The organism is Spirillospora sp. NPDC046719 (assembly GCF_040645715.1).
Lineage (GTDB): Bacteria > Actinomycetota > Actinomycetes > Streptosporangiales > Streptosporangiaceae > Spirillospora.
Genome location: NZ_JBEYYT010000210.1, coordinates 1 through 16092, shown reverse-complemented (window position 1 = coordinate 16092; position 16092 = coordinate 1). Strand labels below are relative to the sequence as shown.

The following is a 16092-nucleotide window of genomic DNA, read 5'->3' as shown; positions in this document are numbered from 1 at the left end:
GGCCGCCCGCGACGGCGACGGCGGCGGGGCGCTCGCCGTCCGGCAGGACGGCCCGCCCGGTGCGGATCACCAGGTCGTAGGTCACGCGGCTCCTCTCGAGGCGGATCCGCCGGCGGCGGACGCGGCGCCGGACGGGCTCGGACGGTTACGGGACGGGTCGGACGGTTACGGGACGGTCATGGGACGGGCTCGTACTCGCGGACGTCGTCGATCCGCACGCCGTTGGCGGTGTCGGCCTCCCGCTCGATCATGATCTCGACCAGCACCGGCCTTGACGTGCGGGCGGCCTCCTTGCGCGCCCACTCCAGCGCGGGCCGGATCTCATCGGGCTCCCGCACCCGGCGGCCCGCGCAGCCGTACGCCTCCATGATCTTGACGTTGTCGGTGCCGTGCTCGTCGTAGCGCAAATCGACCTGGTAGTTCATGTCATAGCCGCCGTGGTCCTCCGCCATGCGGATCAGGCCGAGGTACTCGTTGTTCAGCATGACGATCACGAACGGCACGTCGTACTGCGCGGCCACCGCGAGCTCCTCCACGAGGAACTGGAACGAGTAGTCGCCGACGATCCCGACGACCTCCGCGTCCGGTTCGGTGCGGGCGAGGGCCGTCTTCACGCCGATCGCGGCGGGGATCTCCCAGCCGAGCGGGCCGGCCTGCCCGCACACCTGGTAGTGCCGGGGCTTCGGCGCCTTCTGGTGCTGCCCGCCCCAGATCTGGTACAGCCCGATCGCGGTGACGAAGTAGGTGTCGGGGCCGTAGAACTCGTTGATCTCCTTGTAGACGCGGGGCGCCTTGATCGGGACGGCGTCGAAGTCGTCGCGCCGGGTCAGCGTCGCCTTCAGCTCGCGGACGCGCGCCGCCCACTCCCCGGCCGGACGGCCCGCGCCGCGCTCGCGCGCCAGGCCGAGCAGCGCGCGGAGGAACAGCCGGGTGTCGGACACGATCCCGAGGTCCGGGCCGAACACCTTCCCGATCTGGGTGGGCTCGATGTCGACGTGGATGAACGTCCGCCCCGCGCGGTAGACGTCGAGCCGCCCGGTGTGCCGGTCGCCGAACCGGGCGCCCAGCGCCAGCACGAGGTCCGATTCGAGGAAGGAGGCGTTGCCGTACCGCTGCGAGGTCTGCACGCCGGTCATCCCCGCGTACAGCGGGTGGTCCTCGTCCATCGCGCCCTTGCCCATCAGCGTGGCCTGGACGGGCACCTGCAGCAGTTCGGCCAGCTCGACCAGCTCGGCGTGCGCGTCGGCGAGGATCACGCCGCCGCCCGCGAGGATCAGCGGGCGCTCGGCGGCCAGCAGCAGGTCGAGGGCCTTCTCGACGCGCGGGAGGTGCGGTTCGACCGCCGCGACCGGCAGCGGCGCGTCGATCGCGGCGTCCCACTCGATCATCTCCTGCTGCACGTCGACCGGCAGGTCGATCAGGACGGGCCCGGGGCGGCCGCTGCGCGCGGTCCGGAACGCCTCCCGGAAGATCCACGGCGCCTGCGCGGCCTCCTTCACCTGCACCGCCCACTTGGTGACGGGCTCGGCGACCGACACGATGTCGACGGCCTGGAACGCCTCCTGGTGCAGCCGGTCCGACGCGGCCTGCCCAGTGACGCACAGGATCGGGACGGAGTCGGCGTGCGCGGTGTACAGGCCAGTGATCATGTTGGTGCCGGCGGGCCCGGAGGTGCCGATCGCGACGCCGACGCCGCCGGTCGTGCGGGACCAGCCGTCGGCCATGTGCGCCGCGCCCTCCTCGTGCCGGACGATCAGGTGCGCGATCCCGCCGTCCTCCTCCATCGCCTTGTAGAGCGGCAGGATCGCGGCGCCGGGGCAGCCGTAGACGACGTCCACGCCCTCGGACTTGAGGACCTCGACCACCGCTCGCATGACGGGCATCTTCGGCATGTCCGTGTCTCCTTTCGGGGTCAGGCGGCGGTGGGACCGGAATCGGGGCGGGCCGGGCGGCCGGAGAGGTCCTCGACGACCTTCAGCAGCGCGGAGTGGTCCAGTGAGCCGTAGCCCTTCGCGCGGGCGGCGGCGACGAGCTGGGCGACCATGCCCGTCATCGGCAGCGCCACGCCGGCGGAGCGGGCGGCGGCGGTCGCGATGCCCATGTCCTTGTGGTGCAGGTCGATGCGGAAGCCGGGGGCGAACTCGCGGGCCAGCATCGACGCGCGCTTGAGGTCGAGGACCCGGCTGGCGGCGAGCCCGCCGGCGATCACCTCGAGGCCGGCGCGGGCGTCCACGCCGGCCGCCTCCATCAGCACGATCGCCTCGGCGACCAGCGCGTACGTGCCGCCGACGACGAGCTGGTTGGCGGCCTTGACGTACTGCCCGGCGCCGCTGCCGCCGACCCGCTCGACGGTCGCGCCGACCGCCTCGAACACCGGCGCGGCGGCGGCGACGTCCGCCTCGTCCCCGCCGACCATGATCGACAGGACGGCGTCCCGCGCGCCCCGCTCGCCGCCGCTGACCGGCGCGTCCAGCACCCGCAGCCCGCGCTCGCGGCCCGCCTCGGCGACCCTGGCGGACGTCTCCGGGCGGACCGTGGAGAAGTCGACGCACAGCGCGCCGGGCGCGGCGTTCTCCAGGACGCCGTCCGGGCCGAAGTACACGGCCTCGACGTGCTCGTCCTGCGGCAGCATCGTGGCGACGACCTCGGCGCCGGCGACCGCGCCGGGCACCCCGGACGCCGCCGACCCGCCCGCGGCGACCAGCGCGTCCACGCCCTTCGGGACGACGTCGTAGCCGGTCACATCGTGGCCCGCGCGGACCAGGTGGACCGCCATCGGGGAGCCCATGACACCGAGGCCGATGAATCCGATCGTGCTCATGTGCGATGTTTCTCCATCCATGCGAAGTCGGGCCGCGGATCCACGTACTCCAGGGCGATCCGGCCCGTGTAGCCGATCTCGTCGAGGAGGGCGAACAGCGCGCCGAAGTCGATCCCGCCGGTGCCGGGGCGGCCGCGGCCGGGGGCGTCGGCGATCTGCACGTGGCCGATGTCGGCGGCGTACCGGCGGGCGGCCCCCGCCACGTCGTCGCCGTTGCTGACCAGGTGGAACGTGTCGAGCAGGAACCTGACGTTCGCGGCCCCGGCCGCGCGGGCGCGCTCGACGACGGCGATCGCGTCGGCGGCGGTCTCCAGCGGGTAGGCGCCGTTCAGGCCGCGCGCGAGCGGCTCGATGAGCAGCGTCCCGCCGAACGCGCCGACCTCGCGGGCGGCGTGGGCGAGGTTCTGGACGGCGACGCGGTCCTGCTCGGACGCGGCGACGCCGTCGAGGCGCTGCCCGTAGAGCGCGTTGAACATCCGGACGCCCGTCCGCTCGGCGATGCGGGCGGTGACGTCCACGCTCGCGCGGAACTCGGCGGCGCGCGCCGGGTCCGACAGCACGCCCCGCTCCCCCGCCGGCATGTCGCCCGCGTACAGGTTCAGGGCGATGAGCCGGACGCCCGCGTCCTCGACGGCCTGGCAGAACGCGTCCTCCTGCGACGCGGTCGGCACGGGCACGCCCGGCCACGGCCACCAGAACTCGACGGCGTCGAACCCGGCGTCCTTCGCGGCGGCGGGCCGCTCCGGCAGCGGCAGGTCGGTGAACAGGATCGAGCAGTTGACGGCCCACTCACGGCTCATCACGCGGCCTCCTTCGAACTCCGGTGGCTCTTCCGGCTGCCATGTTCCTCGTCTCTCCTCTCGCGGCCTCAACCGATCCCGAGGGCTTCCTCGATCGGATGGAGCGCGAAGTAGGCGACGAAGACCAGCGACAGCGGATACAGCAGCCAGTGGATCTCCGCGAACCTCCCGCGCGCCACCTTCAACAGGGTGTGGACGAGCACGCCGGCGGCGACGCCGACCGTGATCGAGTAGGTGAACGGCATCAGCACGATCGTCAGGAACGCCGGGATCGCGATCTCCAGGTCGGCCCAGTCGATCTTGCGGGCGTGCGCCATCATCAGCGCGCCGACCACGACCAGCGCGGGCGCGGCGGCGCCGACCGGGACGACCCCGGCGAGCGGCGTCAGGAAGATCAGCGCGGTGAGCAGCAGGCCGGTGACGACGCTCGCGAGTCCGGTGCGGGCGCCCTCGGCGACGCCCGCGGCCGACTCCACGACCGCCGTGTTCGCTGACCCGTTCACGCCGCCGCCGACGATCGCGCCGAACCCGTCCACGGTGAGGATGCGGCCGAGGCCCGGGAGCCGGCCGTTCTCGTCGGTCATCCCGGCCTCCTCGCAGACGCCGAGGATCGTCCCCATCGCGTCGAAGAACCCGGACAGCACCAGCGTGAAGAGCACCACGGTCGCGGTGACGGCGCCGGCCCGGCCGAACCCGCCGAACAGGTCGACCTTGAACAGCAGCCCGAAGTCGGGCGTCGCGACGACCGAGTGCGGCAGCTTCGGCTCGACCGCGCCCCAGGACTTCGGGTCCACCTTCGCGACCTTGTCGACGACGACGGCGAACACGGTCGCGGCGACGATGCCGATGAGGATCGCGCCCGGCACCCTGCGGACGAACAGCACGAGCGTCAGCACCAGGCCGGCGCAGAACACCAGCACCGGCCAGCCGACGAGCTGCCCGAACACGCCGAGCTGGACGGGCGTGGACGCGGTGTCGTGGTGGCCGACGAAACCGGCGTCCACCAGCCCGATCAGCGCGATGAACGCGCCGATCCCGACGCCGATCGCCTGCTTGATCGCCAGCGGGATCGCGTCCATGATCAGCTGCCGGATCCCGGTGAGCGCGAACAGCACGATCACCGCGCCCTCCAGCACGACCAGGCCCATCGCCTGCGGCCAGGTCATGTGCGGCGCCGCCTGGAACACCACGATCGGGGTGACGCCGAGCCCGGCCGCCATCGCCAGCGGCGCGTTGCCGACCAGGCCCATCAGCAGCGTGGACAGCCCGGCCGACAGCGCGACCATGGTGGTGAGCTGCGCCGGGTCCAGGGTGGCGCCGGTGACGTCCTTCGCGTCACCGATGATCAGCGGGATGAGGATGACCAGGTAGGCCATCGCGACGAAGGTGGTGAGCCCGCCGCGCGCCTCGCGGGCGACGGTCGTGCCCCGCCCGCGCAGGTCGAAGAGGCGGTCGAGCGCGGAACGGCCGGGGGCGGGCGGCTTCTCCGGAAGCCTCTCTCGGGTCTCGGTCACGGTGCATCCCCTCTTTCCGGGGTCCGGGGCCGCCCCCGGGCGAGCACGGGGGCGTGATCGACCACCGGACCGGCCCGCCGGGCCGCCCGTTCGCCGATCTGGTGCGGTTGTGGGGCGGGCCGCCCGCGCCGTCCCCCGAGAACGGAGCGCGGGCCGCCCCCTGCCGACCGGTCGCTAGCCGGAGGTCTCCTGGACGCCGGAGGGCGCGGGCTCCCCGCAGGAGGTCGGTAGGGACACGTGCTCCGGGCGGATCGGCACGCGGGTGAGCGCCCGGCCCGTGGCGTCGCGGACGGCCGCGACGATCGCGGGCGTGGAGGACAGCGTGGGCGGCTCCCCGGCGCCGCGGAGCCCGTAGGGGGCGTCCGGGTCGGGGTATTCGAGGATGTCGAGCCGCATCGGCGGCATGTCGAGGATGGTCGGGATGAGGTAGTCGGTGAAGGACGGGTTGCGGACGACGCCGCCGGACACGACGATCTCCTCCATCACGGCGAGGCCGAGGCCCTGCGCGGAGCCGCCGTGGATCTGGCCCTCCAGCGACAGCCGGTTGAGGATCCTGCCGACGTCCTGGACGGCGGCCATCTCGACCACCTTGACCAGGCCGAGGTCCACGTCCACGTCGACGACGGCGCGGTGCACGCACAGCGCGAGCTGGGTGTGGGTGGTGCCCTGCCCGGTGACCGGGTCCATGGCGGTGGTGGGCCGGTGGTGGTACTCGCGGGTCTCCTCGATGGCGTCGCCGCCGAGGACGTCCTCGATGCCGCCGAGCACCCCGGCCGCCCGCGAGACGATCTTCCCGCCGGCGATGGAGAGGTCGCCGTGCCCGTAGCGGCGGGCGGCGCGCGCGAGCAGCTCGGCGCGGACGGCCTCGCAGGCGGTCTTGACGGCGCCGCCGGACATGTACGACTGGCGGGACGCGCTGGACGAGCCGGCGTCGCCGACCCGGTCGTCCGCCGGGGCGATGGTGACCTTCTGGACGCCGAGCTCCGTCCGTGCGATCTGCGCCTGGACGGTGACGAGCCCCTGGCCGACCTCGGCGGCGGCGGTGTGCACGAGCGCGGTCGGCTCGCCGCCGATGACCTCCAGCCGGACGCGGGCGGTGGACAGGTCGTCGAAGCCCTCGGAGAAGCAGATGTTCTTGATGCCGACGCCGTAGCCGACGCCGCGCACCACGCCCTCGCCGTGCGTGGTCTGGGACGCGCCGCCCGGCAGGTTCCGGAGGTCGGACGGGTCGCACGCGGGCGGCATCGGCATGGCCTCCAGCCGCGTCAGCATCTCCGCGAGCGGCGCCGGCGACTCGATGACCTGCCCCGTCGCGAGCCGCGACCCCTGCGAGACGGCGTTGCGGCGGCGGATCTCCAGCGGGCCCAGCCCGCAGGCCGCGCCGAGCCTGTCCATCATCGACTCGTAGGCGAAGCACGCCTGCACCGCGCCGAACCCGCGCATCGCGCCGCACGGCGGGTTGTTGGTGTAGACCCCGTACGCGTCGATCCTGATGTTCGGGATCTCGTACGGGCCGACGCCGAGCGACGCGGCGTTCCCCGTGACGTTCCGCGTGGACGAGGTGTACGCGCCGCCGTCCAGGATGATCTCGACGTCGGCGTAGACGAGCTTCCCGTCCGCCGTGGCGCCGTACTCGTACCGCATGAACGCGGGATGCCGGTGGACGTGCCCGAAGAACGACTCGTACCGGTTGTACGACATCTTCACCGGCCTGCCGGTGTGCAGCGCGAGCATCGCCGCGTGGATCTGCACCGAGAGGTCCTCGCGGCCGCCGAACGCGCCGCCGACCCCGGCGAGGGTCATGTGCACCTGTGACTCGTCCAGGCCGAGGCACGGCGCGATCTGCGCCAGGTCGTTGTGGATCCACTGCGTGGACACGTACAGGTCGACGCCGCCGTCCTCGGCCGGGACCGCCAGTCCCGCCTCCGGTCCGAGGAACGCCTGGTCCTGGATGCCGACCTCGAACTCCTCCGCCACCACGACCTCGGCCTGAGCGCGCGCGGCGTCGACGTCCCCGACCCGGACCGGCTGGTACCGGGTGATGCCGCCGAGCGGCTGCACCTTCAGCCCCTCCGGGTCGGCGATCACCGCGCGCGGGTCGGTGATCGGCTCCAGCACCTCGTAGTCGACGGCGATGCGCTCCATGGCGCGCCGCGCGGTCTCCGGATGGTCGGCGGCGACGACCGCCACCGGCTCGCCCTGGTGCCGGACCTCGCCGATCGCGAGGACGGGCTGGTCCTCCGTGTGGTCCTCCCCGTACACCTTCTTGCCGGGGACGTCCTCGTGGGTGAGGACGGCGTGCACGCCCGGCACCGCCAGCGCGGGGCCGATGTCGATCGCGCGGATGCGGGCGCGCGGGTGCGGGCTGCGCAGCGTCGCGCCCCACAGCATCCCGTCCATCCACAGGTCGGACGCGTACGCGAACTCGCCGGCGACCTTGAGGGCGCCGTCGGGGCGCAGCGGGCTGTCGCCGACGCCGCCGTCCCCCGGGGCGGCGACATGGCCGGGTGTCCTGACCGGAGACGCCATCTAGAGGACCTCCTCCGCGAGCCGCATGAGGCGCCGGTGCGCGTCGGCGCCGCGCCGCCCGACCACGTCCTGCGGGACGGAGACGAGCGTGTCGCCGGCGACGATGGTCCGGCCGCCGACGAGCAGCCGCTCCAGCGGCGGGGTGCCGCCGAACGCGAACGCGACCACCGGATCGTCGACGGCGGCGTGGAACCCGTCGACCCGCCACAGCGCGACGTCGGCGAGCTTGCCGGGTTCGAGGGTGCCGATCTCGTCCTCGCGGCCGAGGCAGCGGGCGCCGCCGAGGGTCGCCATCTCCAGCGCCTGCCGGGCGGTCAGCGCGTCCGGGCCGTAGCGGGCGCGCTGCATGTAGACCGCCTGCCGGATCTCCCCGGCGAGCGGGACGAGCTCCGCCGACGCCGACCCGTCCACGCCCAGCCCGACCGTCGCGCCCGCCTCCAGCAGGTGCGCGACGCGGGCGATGCCGGCGCCGAGCCGGGCGTTGGAGCTCGGGCAGTGCGCGGTGCCGGTGCCGGTCTCGGCGAGCCGCTTGATGTCGGTGTCGTGCAGGTGGACGCAGTGCGCGAGCCACACGTCCGGGCCGAGCCAGCCGATCGAGTCGAGGTACTCGGTCGGGGTCATGCCGAAGTGCTCGGTGGTGTGCTCCTCCTCGTCGAGGGTCTCGGCGAGGTGGGTGTGCAGCCGGACGCCCTTCTCGCGCGCCAGTTCGGCGGACCGGACGAGCAGGTCGCGGGTGACGGAGAACGGCGAGCACGGCGCGACCGAGATCCGCAGCATCGAGCCGAACGAGGCGTCGTGGTGGCGGTCGATGGCCGCCGCGGTCTCGGTGAGGATCGTGTCGAGGTCCTCGACGACCTCGTCCGGCGGGAGGCCGCCCTGCGACGCGCCCCGGTCCATCGAGCCGCGGCACGGCTGGAACCGGACGCCCAGCTCCGCGGCCGCCTCGATCTCCGCGGCGAACAGGTCGCCGCGCCCGCGCGGGAACAGGTAGTGGTGGTCGGACGCGGTCGTGCAGCCGGACTTGGCGAGCCAGCCGAGCCCGGCGCTCGCGGCGCCCGCGACGACCTCGGCGTCCATCTTCGACCACGGCTTGTAGAGCGTGGTGAGCCATTCGAACAGCGTGCTGTCGGTCGCGAGGCCCTGGCTCGCCCACTGGTACAGGTGGTGGTGCGCGTTGACGAGGCCGGGGGTGGCGAGGCAGCCGGTCCCGTCGATCCGGTCGGCGCCCGCGACCCGCGGGGCGGGGCCGGCGCCGACGGCGGTGATCCGGTCGCCCTCGATCACGAGGTGCCCGCCGGGGTGCTCGTCCCCGGACACGGTCACGACGTGCGCGTTCTCGATGATGGTCGTCACGTGAGTGCAGCCTTTCGCCGGGCCGCCAGCCGCACCGCGTCGAGGATCTTCTCGTAGCCGGTGCAGCGGCACAGGTTGCCGGCCAGCGCCTCGCGGATCTCGGCGTCGGACGGCGCGGGGTTGCGTGCGATCAGGTCGTGGGACTGGACGATCAGGCCGGGCGTGCAGAACCCACACTGGACCGCGCCCGTCTCCAGGAACGCCTGCTGCACGGGGTCGAGCCGCTCGTCGCCCGGCTGCCCCTCCGCCAGTCCCTCGACGGTGCGGACCTCGCGCCCCTCGACCTGGCCCGCCGCGACCAGGCACGCGCAGGCCGGGACGCCGTCCAGATAGACCGTGCAGGAGCCGCATTCGCCCTGCTCGCAGGCGTTCTTCGAACCGGGGAGCCCCATCCGCTCCCGCAGCATGTAGAGCAGGCTCTCGCCCTCCCACACATCGTCGACGGTCTCCTGCGAGCCGTTGACGGTGACGTTGACGCGCATCAGGACGCCTCCCTTCGCTTCGCGCGGTGCTCGTTCCAGGCCCAGGTCAGCGTGCGGCGCGCCATCACCGCCAGGGCGTGCCTGCGGTAGCCGGCGGTGCCGCGCACGTCGTCGATCGGCGCGGCGGCCTCGCGGACCAGCTCACCGAACCGCCGCGCCGCCGCGTCGGGCAGCGGACCGCGGCCGTCCCAGTCGAGCTCGCCGGAGATGAACTCCTCGGCGGCGGTGGCGCGGCGCGGCGTGGGGGCGGCGGAGCCGACGCCGGTGCCGACGCGGCGCTCGCGGGGATGCAGCGCGACCGCGAACGAGCACACCGCGATCACCATCGCGTTCCGCGTGCCGATCTTGGAGAAGTACTGCGGGCCGGGCGCGGGAGCGGTCCAGACCGCGCGGATCAGCTCGTCCGGCTCCAGCGCGTTCCGCTTCACGCCCAGGTAGAACTCCGTCGCCGGGATCATCCGGACGCCGCGCTCCGCCGACTCCACCTCGATCACCGCGTCCCCCGCCAGCAGCGGCGGATGGCTGTCGCCCGCAGGCGACGCGGCCCCGAGGTTGCCGCCGATCGAGCCGCGGTTGCGGATCTGCGGGGAACCGATCGTCCGGGACGCCTGGGCCAGGCCCGGCAGCCGGTCCCCCAGCTCGCGGATCACCCGCGCGTACGGGACGCCGGCGCCGATCCGGATGCGGCCGTCCGCCTCGTCCCACTCGGCCAGCTCCAGGACCCGGTTCAGGTCCAGCAGCGCCGCCGGCCGGTGCACGTCGAAGTTGATCTCCACCATGACGTCGGTGCCGCCCTGGATCGGCAGCGCCGCCGGCGTCTCGCGCTTCGCGGCCAGGGCGTCCGCCCAGGTCGCCGGGCGCAGGAACTCCATGCCGTCTCCTCACTGCCACGCGGACGGGGCGTCCGGGGCGTCGTCGGTGAGCACGGTGCCCTCGATCAGCCCGTACGGGCGGTCCGCCGCGAAGTAGACCTCGTTGTCGTTGTCCATCCCGAAGGGCTCCAGGTCGACCAGGAAGTGGTGCTTGTTCGGCATCGACAGCCGCACCTCGCACAGCTCCGGCCGCTCCTCCAGCACGCGGCGGCCCATCGCGTAGAGCGTCTGCTGCAGCGACAGGCTGTGCGTCGTCGCGAACGCGTCCAGCAGGGCAGCGCGGGCGGCCGCGTACGACCCGTCCCAGTCCGAGCCGGTACCGCGATGCCGCCACTGCGCCGTCACCGCCGTCGCGAGGATGCGGTCATCGGTCGGTTCAAGGGTCGTGAACTCGTCCTGGACGAACCCGTGGAACTCGCTGCCGGTGGAGTTCAGGACGGTCAGGTCCGTCAGGCCGGACACCACCGACTCGGCGCCGTCCGAGCCGTCGCTGTGCACCAGCGCCGTCCGGACCTCCGTCCCGCCCCGGACGAACGAGTGCGGGCCGGTGATCCGGTCCCACGCGTACTCCTCGATCCGCACGCGGGCGTGGTGGACGGTCGGCTGCGAGTCCACGAAATGCCGCGCCAGCAGCAGCCCGAACTCCTCCGGCTCCCCGATCCCGTACTTCTTCGCGAACGCGAACACGGTGTTCTTCTGCGTGTCCGTCGTCAGCACGGCGGAGTTGTCGCCGGTCAGGTGCACGTCGTCCATGTCGCCGGACAGGAACACCCCGACGTTCAGGTCCCGGATGCGGTGCGTCCCGCCGTCCCGGGTGACGCGGACGACGCGGACCTCCGCCTTCCCGTAGCGGTTCGGGCCGAGAACGATGGCCATCGGGCTAGCTCCCTCGGTAGGTCGAGTAGGCGAACGGGCTCAGCAGCAGCGGGACGTGGTAGTGCCGGCCGGCGTCGTCGATCGTGAACGCGACGGTGACCTCCGGGTAGAAGTCGGACAGCCCGGCCGTGTCGAACGTCAGCCGGTGCACGCCCGCGCCCGGCTCGGCGCCCCACTCCTTGATCCGGCCGTCGGCGTCGGTGCGGGCCGCGGCGACCGGCGTCCACGTCCCGTCCGGCTCCCGCCGGTCGAGCCTGACCGCGACCCCCGCCGCCGGCAGGCCCTTCGCCGCGTCCAGCACATGCGTCGACAGGCTCATCGCTCCCCCTCCGGTCCGCCGGCGAGCCTGGCCAGCCGCAGGTCGACGATCTTCGCCAGCTCCGTCCGGACGGCCGCCCGCTCCGCCTCGGCGTCGCCGCCCAGGCGGTCGCGCAGCGCGGCGAGCATCTCGGCGGCGCTCAGGCCGGTGGCGCAGATGAGGAAGACGTGCCCGAACCGCTCCTCGTAGGCCCGGTTGCCCTCCACCAGCGCCGCCCGCAGCTCCGCCGCCGCCGCGTCCATCCCGGACTGCTCGCCCCGCGACCACGCCGCCTCCCGCCCCTCGCCGCGCACCCGGTCGCCGATCCGGGGATGCGCGGCGAGCGCCTCCTCGACATCGGCCCAGTCCAGGCTCGCGAGCGCCGCCGCCGAGGCGGCCCGGAGCTCCGCGAGATCCGCGTAAGGCCGTCCGGCCGCGACCTCGGCCGCCCAGCGGCGGGACGCGCAGCACGCCAGCAGCCCGCCCTCCGTGACGTCGAGCCGTTCCCCCACCGGCGCCTCCCTTCCCCGTCGTTCGCGTGTGCGTCGTTCCGTCCGAGTCATTGCCGCCAGTAGATACGGCAACCGGGGACGGGGTGAAGGGACAGGACGTCCGAACTGTGACCCCGCTCACGCCGGTGTTTTCGTGCGTTGCTCCAATCGCGGCCCCGGACCGTTGACACCCGGCCCGCCGAACGGTGGGTTAACTGGTTCTATGAAGCTGCGCGCGCTGCTCGACATGCCGGAGCTGCGGCTGGAGGTCGTCACCGGCGGCGACCTGCTGGACCGGGTGATCACCTGGGTGGTCACCACCGACCTGCTGGAACCCGGGCGGTACCTCGGCGGCAAGGAGCTGGTGCTGACCGGCCTGGTCTGGCGGTCCGGACCGGCCGACTCCGAGGTGTTCGTGCGCGCGCTCGCCGAGGCCGGGGTGTCCGCGCTGGCGGCCTGGGACCTCGCCAGGGGCACCATCCCCGACGATCTCGTCGACGCGTGCCGCCGGCACCGCATCCCGCTGTTCAAGGTCCCGGAGGACGTGGCGTTCGCGACGGTCACCGAGGAGGTCGTCAGGCACCTGTCCGGCGCGCGCGCCGCCGACCTCACCGCCGTCCTGGACCGGCACCGCCGGCTCGTCGCCGCGATGAGCGAGGGCGCCGGCCTCGGCGCCGTCCTCGACCTCGTCGGCCGCGACCTCGGGATGCGCTGCTGGGTGCTGACCGCAACCGGACGCGTCGTCGCCGGACCGCCCGGCGCCCCCGACGGCGCCGCGCTGGCCCGCGCCTTCCTCACCGCGCCGCGGCTCCCGCACCACCTGGCCGCCGCCGGCGTGACGATCTTCCCGGTGGCGGAGGACACCACCTCCCGCGTCGCGGACTGGTTCGTCGCCTGCGAGGGCGACCACGCCGACTGGCCCGCCGAGCGCCGCGCCCTCACCACCGAGCTCGCCGCGATCGCCGCGCTCGAACGGGCCCGGCTGGACGACCGGCTCAGCGCCGAGGGGCGGCTCGCGCAGGAGCTCGTCCGGCTGGTGGTGTCCGCCGCGGCGGCCGACGAGATCCTGCCGCGGCTGGAGCTGGCCGGGCTCGACCCGCACGCCTCCTACGTCGCGGTCGCCGCCGCCGGGCGCGGGACGCTGCGGCCCGGCGAGCTGCGGTCCGTCCTCGGCGAGGTCATGCCCGTCCCGCGTCCCGTCGTGGGGCTGCTGGACGAGGAGGCCATCGCGCTCGTCCCGGTGCCCGACGGCCGTTGGTCCGCCGCCGGTCCCGCGGTCGGCGGGCCGGTGCCGGACGTCGCCGCGTCGGTCCGGACCGCGCTGGCCGCGCTCGCGCCGGGCCTGGCGGGCGCCGGGATCGCGGTCGGCGTCAGCGACGTCGTCGGGGCCCGCGAACTGCGGGGAGCCGTGGACGAGGCCCGCTACGCGCGGCGGCTCGCCTCCGGCCGCACCGACCCGGTGTGCGTCGTCCGGCACGACGAACTCGCCACGCACGTCCTGCTGCTGGCGACCGTTCCGGAGGACGTCCGGCAGATGTTCAAGGTGCGGCTGCTCGACCCGCTGCGCAGATACGACCAGGTGCACAAGGCCGACCTGATCCGCACCCTGGAGACGTTCCTGCAGAACTCCGGGTCATGGACGCGGTGCGCCGAACAACTGCATCTGCACGTCAATTCCGTCCGGTACCGGATCCAGCGCATCCAGGACCTCACCGGCCGCGATCTCGCCCGGCTGGAGGACCGCGTCGACTTCTTCCTCGCGCTCCGGCTCTCCTAACCGCCGCCGATCCACGTGCGGTACGCGACCTGGAGGGCGGCGCGGCGATCGGCATGGGCGAGGACGTCCACGCTGTCGACCCACTGCTCGACGGACCCGACGTACGGCGGCAGCGCGGCGACCTCGGGATCGGTGATACCGGCGGCCAGCTCGGCGGCGACCGCGTCATCCACCGTCCGGTACGGGCGGTCCCAGAACTGGACGACGGCCTTGCCGGGGGCCGGGAGACCCCGCTCGCGCTGGACGTCCAGCAGGATCTCGGCGGCCTCAGCCAATGCCGCCTCCCTTTCCCGCCATTCCGGCGCGGCCACCGCGACATCGAGCGGGGCCGCCAAACGTCGCGCTACGGGCAGTTCCTTGAAGGCCGTACCGCGCCATTTCCCGTACGGCGCCCACTCGCCCGACAGCGTGAAAGCCAGCCGGATCAGATCCTCCGCGACCCGCGCGGCGAGGATCCGCGACCCCGACTCGTCCCCGCGCTCGGCCGCCCGCCCGATGATCGGCATCCACTGGGACGCGCGCCGCCACCACGCCGCCAGGACGTACCGCTCGACGTCCGGCGGATAGCGGCGGAGCATCTCGCGGATCCCGGCCAGCGACGCCGTCCCGTCCGCGAACACCGGCCCCGCCGTCACCTCCAGGACGCACTGCCCCACCAGGCACAGCCAGTCGAGCACCGACAGCCCGCCGGTCGGGTCGACGCCCAGCCGGAACCGGCAGAACGCGGCGACGGTCGAGACCTCCACCTTGTGCGTCGCCGCCTGGTCCCAGGTGACCGGGAACCGCACGGGGCGGCCGCCGTACCGGTCCGGCAGTTCCCGCTCCAGCATCGCCGTCACATCCGGGACCGCGCCCGCCGCCGCGTCGTCCAGCAGCAGCGTCAGGCGGCAGCCCCAGTCGTGGTCTCGGCTCGTGGCGTCGTCGAACCCCAGCACGTCCGAACCGGACCCGAGCCGCGCCGCCGCGTACGGGACGCCGGGGAAGTGCGCGTCCAGCAGCGGCCGCACGAGATCGTCGAAGTACGCGCGGGCCAGGTCCGCGCCCTGCAGATGACCGTCCACCCGCCCACCCCAGCAGACCGGACGGTGACCGGGCCAACCAATTCAGCGCAGCGCGGACCGGCCCGTCGGCGCCAGCCGCAGCACCTGCGGCTCCGGCACGCCGCCGGGAAGCTCCACCTCGCGGGAGGCGATGACGACGACGTGGCCGTCACCCGTCCGGACGGGCAGCGCCGGGAAGTCGTTCTCCGCCTCCAGCGTCGCCAGAGCCAGCGCGTCCGGGCCGAACAGCGGGACGACCTCGTCCAGCATCGACCGCTCGACCTCCGCGAGCCGATCACCGAACGACCACAGGAACGCGAAGACCGGCCCGCCCGGCTCCCGGGCACCGACCGGCGGCCGCGGGCCCGGCTCGGGAACCGGACGCAGCGGCCGCAGCAGCCGCGCGTCCGACGAGTCCAGCATCGTCGCGTTCGCCTGGTCCCGATGCGCCTTCCACACCGGGCCGAAGTAGAACGCGCGCAGCGCCTCGCCCCGCCCCGCCAGCTCCTCGAACGCCCGGAGCCAGACGAACCTGTCCGGATCGTCCAGGTCCCGGAACTGGCCGAGCACGGTCATGCCGGCCGCCTCCTGCGGCTCGACCAGCTCCCGGTCGAACAGCTCGATCAGCTCGTCCCGCCGCCCCGGGCGCAACCTGTACTGCCGCAACTCGATCACGTTCACGGGCCCAAGCGTCACCGCGGCACCCGGCCGCACACGACCCGCATCCCGGCCATTTCCCGCCGGATTCGGGCCATTCCGCCGCCGGGTCAGGACGTGTGGCGGACCAGCGCCGGGACGAGCGCGCCCCACGTCCGCCGGGGAAGCTCGTTGCCCATGCCCGGCAGGACGAGAAGCTCCGCGCCGGGGATCTCGGCGGCGAGGGCGCGGCCGTTGCCGAGCGGGAAGAACGGGTCGTCCTCCCCGTGCACCACCAGCGTCGGCACGGCGATGGAGCCGAGCCGCTCCCGCCAGCGCGGCGTGCAGTCCATCGCGGCGAACGCCGTCCCCATCAGGTCTCCCCGCAGGGCCTCCCCCGGATCGCGGGACGTGACGTCGGCGCGGTCGTGGATCCGCTCGATCCCCGCCCGCGCCTCCGCCTCGTCGAACCCCGCCCCCGCGAGATGGCGCGCGTTCCCGACCATGAACTCGACCCGGGCGGCGCTGAACCGTTTCGCGACCTCGTCCTCGGTCTCGCCGCCGGGAGGCTGCCAGACGGCGAGTTCGGCGGGGTAGCGGGCG

At 73.8% G+C, this 16092-nt stretch carries 15 protein-coding genes; 1 reads left to right on the top strand and 14 read right to left on the bottom strand.

Annotated features, from left to right (window positions below; genetic code table 11):
• Positions 1 to 176: 176 nt before the first annotated feature.
• The 11 genes from gcl to uraD form a co-directional block, all read right to left on the bottom strand.
• Positions 177 to 1892: a glyoxylate carboligase gene (gene gcl, locus ABZ914_RS29990; RefSeq protein WP_500197285.1), complete on the bottom strand. Its 1716-nt coding sequence runs from the start codon at positions 1890 to 1892 to the stop codon at positions 177 to 179.
• 20 nt (positions 1893 to 1912) lie between these two features.
• Complete coding sequence (locus ABZ914_RS29985) at positions 1913 to 2821, bottom strand: NAD(P)-dependent oxidoreductase (protein ID WP_500197283.1); 909 nt, start codon at positions 2819 to 2821, stop codon at positions 1913 to 1915.
• Positions 2818 to 3621, bottom strand: coding sequence for a hydroxypyruvate isomerase family protein (locus ABZ914_RS29980; protein ID WP_500197281.1), 804 nt, complete (start codon positions 3619 to 3621; stop codon positions 2818 to 2820). The genes ABZ914_RS29985 and ABZ914_RS29980 overlap by 4 nt, the downstream gene beginning before the upstream one ends.
• Positions 3622 to 3689: 68 nt before the next feature.
• Positions 3690 to 5135 (bottom strand): NCS2 family permease, encoded by a 1446-nt coding sequence (locus ABZ914_RS29975; RefSeq protein WP_500197280.1) that lies wholly within the window; start codon positions 5133 to 5135, stop codon positions 3690 to 3692.
• 174 nt (positions 5136 to 5309) lie between these two features.
• Complete coding sequence (gene pucD, locus ABZ914_RS29970) at positions 5310 to 7664, bottom strand: xanthine dehydrogenase subunit D (RefSeq protein ID WP_500197278.1); 2355 nt, start codon at positions 7662 to 7664, stop codon at positions 5310 to 5312.
• Positions 7665 to 9017 (bottom strand): 8-oxoguanine deaminase, encoded by a 1353-nt coding sequence (locus tag ABZ914_RS29965; protein WP_500197277.1) that lies wholly within the window; start codon positions 9015 to 9017, stop codon positions 7665 to 7667. It lies immediately after the preceding gene.
• Positions 9014 to 9499 carry a (2Fe-2S)-binding protein gene (locus ABZ914_RS29960; protein ID WP_500197275.1) on the bottom strand — a complete coding sequence of 162 codons (486 nt, stop codon included), beginning with the start codon at positions 9497 to 9499 and terminating at the stop codon, positions 9014 to 9016. Before ABZ914_RS29960 ends, ABZ914_RS29965 begins: the two co-directional genes overlap by 4 nt.
• Positions 9499 to 10371, bottom strand: coding sequence for an FAD binding domain-containing protein (locus tag ABZ914_RS29955; protein WP_500197273.1), 873 nt, complete (start codon positions 10369 to 10371; stop codon positions 9499 to 9501). The genes ABZ914_RS29960 and ABZ914_RS29955 overlap by 1 nt, the downstream gene beginning before the upstream one ends.
• A gap of 9 nt (positions 10372 to 10380) precedes the next feature.
• A complete protein-coding gene (pucL, locus tag ABZ914_RS29950) occupies positions 10381 to 11247 on the bottom strand; it encodes a factor-independent urate hydroxylase (protein WP_500197272.1) in 867 nt (288 codons plus the stop codon).
• Positions 11248 to 11251: 4 nt separating this feature from the next.
• The gene (gene uraH / locus ABZ914_RS29945) at positions 11252 to 11566 is read right to left on the bottom strand and encodes a hydroxyisourate hydrolase (RefSeq protein ID WP_500197270.1); all 315 of its coding nucleotides are present in this window, start codon (positions 11564 to 11566) and stop codon (positions 11252 to 11254) included.
• Positions 11563 to 12057: a 2-oxo-4-hydroxy-4-carboxy-5-ureidoimidazoline decarboxylase gene (uraD, locus tag ABZ914_RS29940; RefSeq protein ID WP_500197269.1), complete on the bottom strand. Its 495-nt coding sequence runs from the start codon at positions 12055 to 12057 to the stop codon at positions 11563 to 11565. The genes uraH and uraD overlap by 4 nt, the downstream gene beginning before the upstream one ends.
• Positions 12058 to 12259: 202 nt before the next feature.
• Here uraD and ABZ914_RS29935 point away from each other — a divergent pair, with 202 nt between their 5' ends.
• Entirely contained in the window at positions 12260 to 13813 is a 1554-nt protein-coding gene (locus tag ABZ914_RS29935; RefSeq protein WP_500197267.1) for a PucR family transcriptional regulator, read from the top strand.
• On the opposite strand, the gene ABZ914_RS29930 is transcribed toward ABZ914_RS29935, so the two are convergent.
• From ABZ914_RS29930 to ABZ914_RS29920, 3 genes are all read right to left on the bottom strand, one after another.
• Positions 13810 to 14874, bottom strand: a complete 1065-nt coding sequence (locus tag ABZ914_RS29930; protein ID WP_500197266.1) for a DUF4037 domain-containing protein — start codon at positions 14872 to 14874, stop codon at positions 13810 to 13812. The two genes, ABZ914_RS29935 and ABZ914_RS29930, sit on opposite strands and share 4 nt — an antisense overlap.
• A gap of 42 nt (positions 14875 to 14916) precedes the next feature.
• A complete protein-coding gene (locus tag ABZ914_RS29925) occupies positions 14917 to 15534 on the bottom strand; it encodes an NIPSNAP family protein (RefSeq protein WP_500197264.1) in 618 nt (205 codons plus the stop codon).
• A gap of 86 nt (positions 15535 to 15620) precedes the next feature.
• A partial coding sequence (locus ABZ914_RS29920) for an alpha/beta fold hydrolase (RefSeq protein WP_500197263.1) occupies positions 15621 to 16092 on the bottom strand: 472 nt, incomplete at its 5' end.

Bases quoted from the DNA above. Each gene is read 5' to 3' on its own strand.
- ABZ914_RS29980 (WP_500197281.1), bottom strand. From the start codon at position 3,621: ATGAGCCGTGAGTGGGCCGTCAACTGCTCGATCCTGTTCACCGACCTG.
- ABZ914_RS29960 (WP_500197275.1), bottom strand. From the start codon at position 9,499: ATGCGCGTCAACGTCACCGTCAACGGCTCGCAGGAGACCGTCGACGAT.
- ABZ914_RS29985 (WP_500197283.1), bottom strand. From the start codon at position 2,821: ATGAGCACGATCGGATTCATCGGCCTCGGTGTCATGGGCTCCCCGATG.
- pucD (WP_500197278.1), bottom strand. From the start codon at position 7,664: ATGGCGTCTCCGGTCAGGACACCCGGCCATGTCGCCGCCCCGGGGGAC.
- ABZ914_RS29955 (WP_500197273.1), bottom strand. From the start codon at position 10,371: ATGGAGTTCCTGCGCCCGGCGACCTGGGCGGACGCCCTGGCCGCGAAG.
- uraH (WP_500197270.1), bottom strand. From the start codon at position 11,566: ATGAGCCTGTCGACGCATGTGCTGGACGCGGCGAAGGGCCTGCCGGCG.
- gcl (WP_500197285.1), bottom strand. From the start codon at position 1,892: ATGCCGAAGATGCCCGTCATGCGAGCGGTGGTCGAGGTCCTCAAGTCC.
- pucL (WP_500197272.1), bottom strand. From the start codon at position 11,247: ATGGCCATCGTTCTCGGCCCGAACCGCTACGGGAAGGCGGAGGTCCGC.
- ABZ914_RS29935 (WP_500197267.1), top strand. From the start codon at position 12,260: ATGAAGCTGCGCGCGCTGCTCGACATGCCGGAGCTGCGGCTGGAGGTC.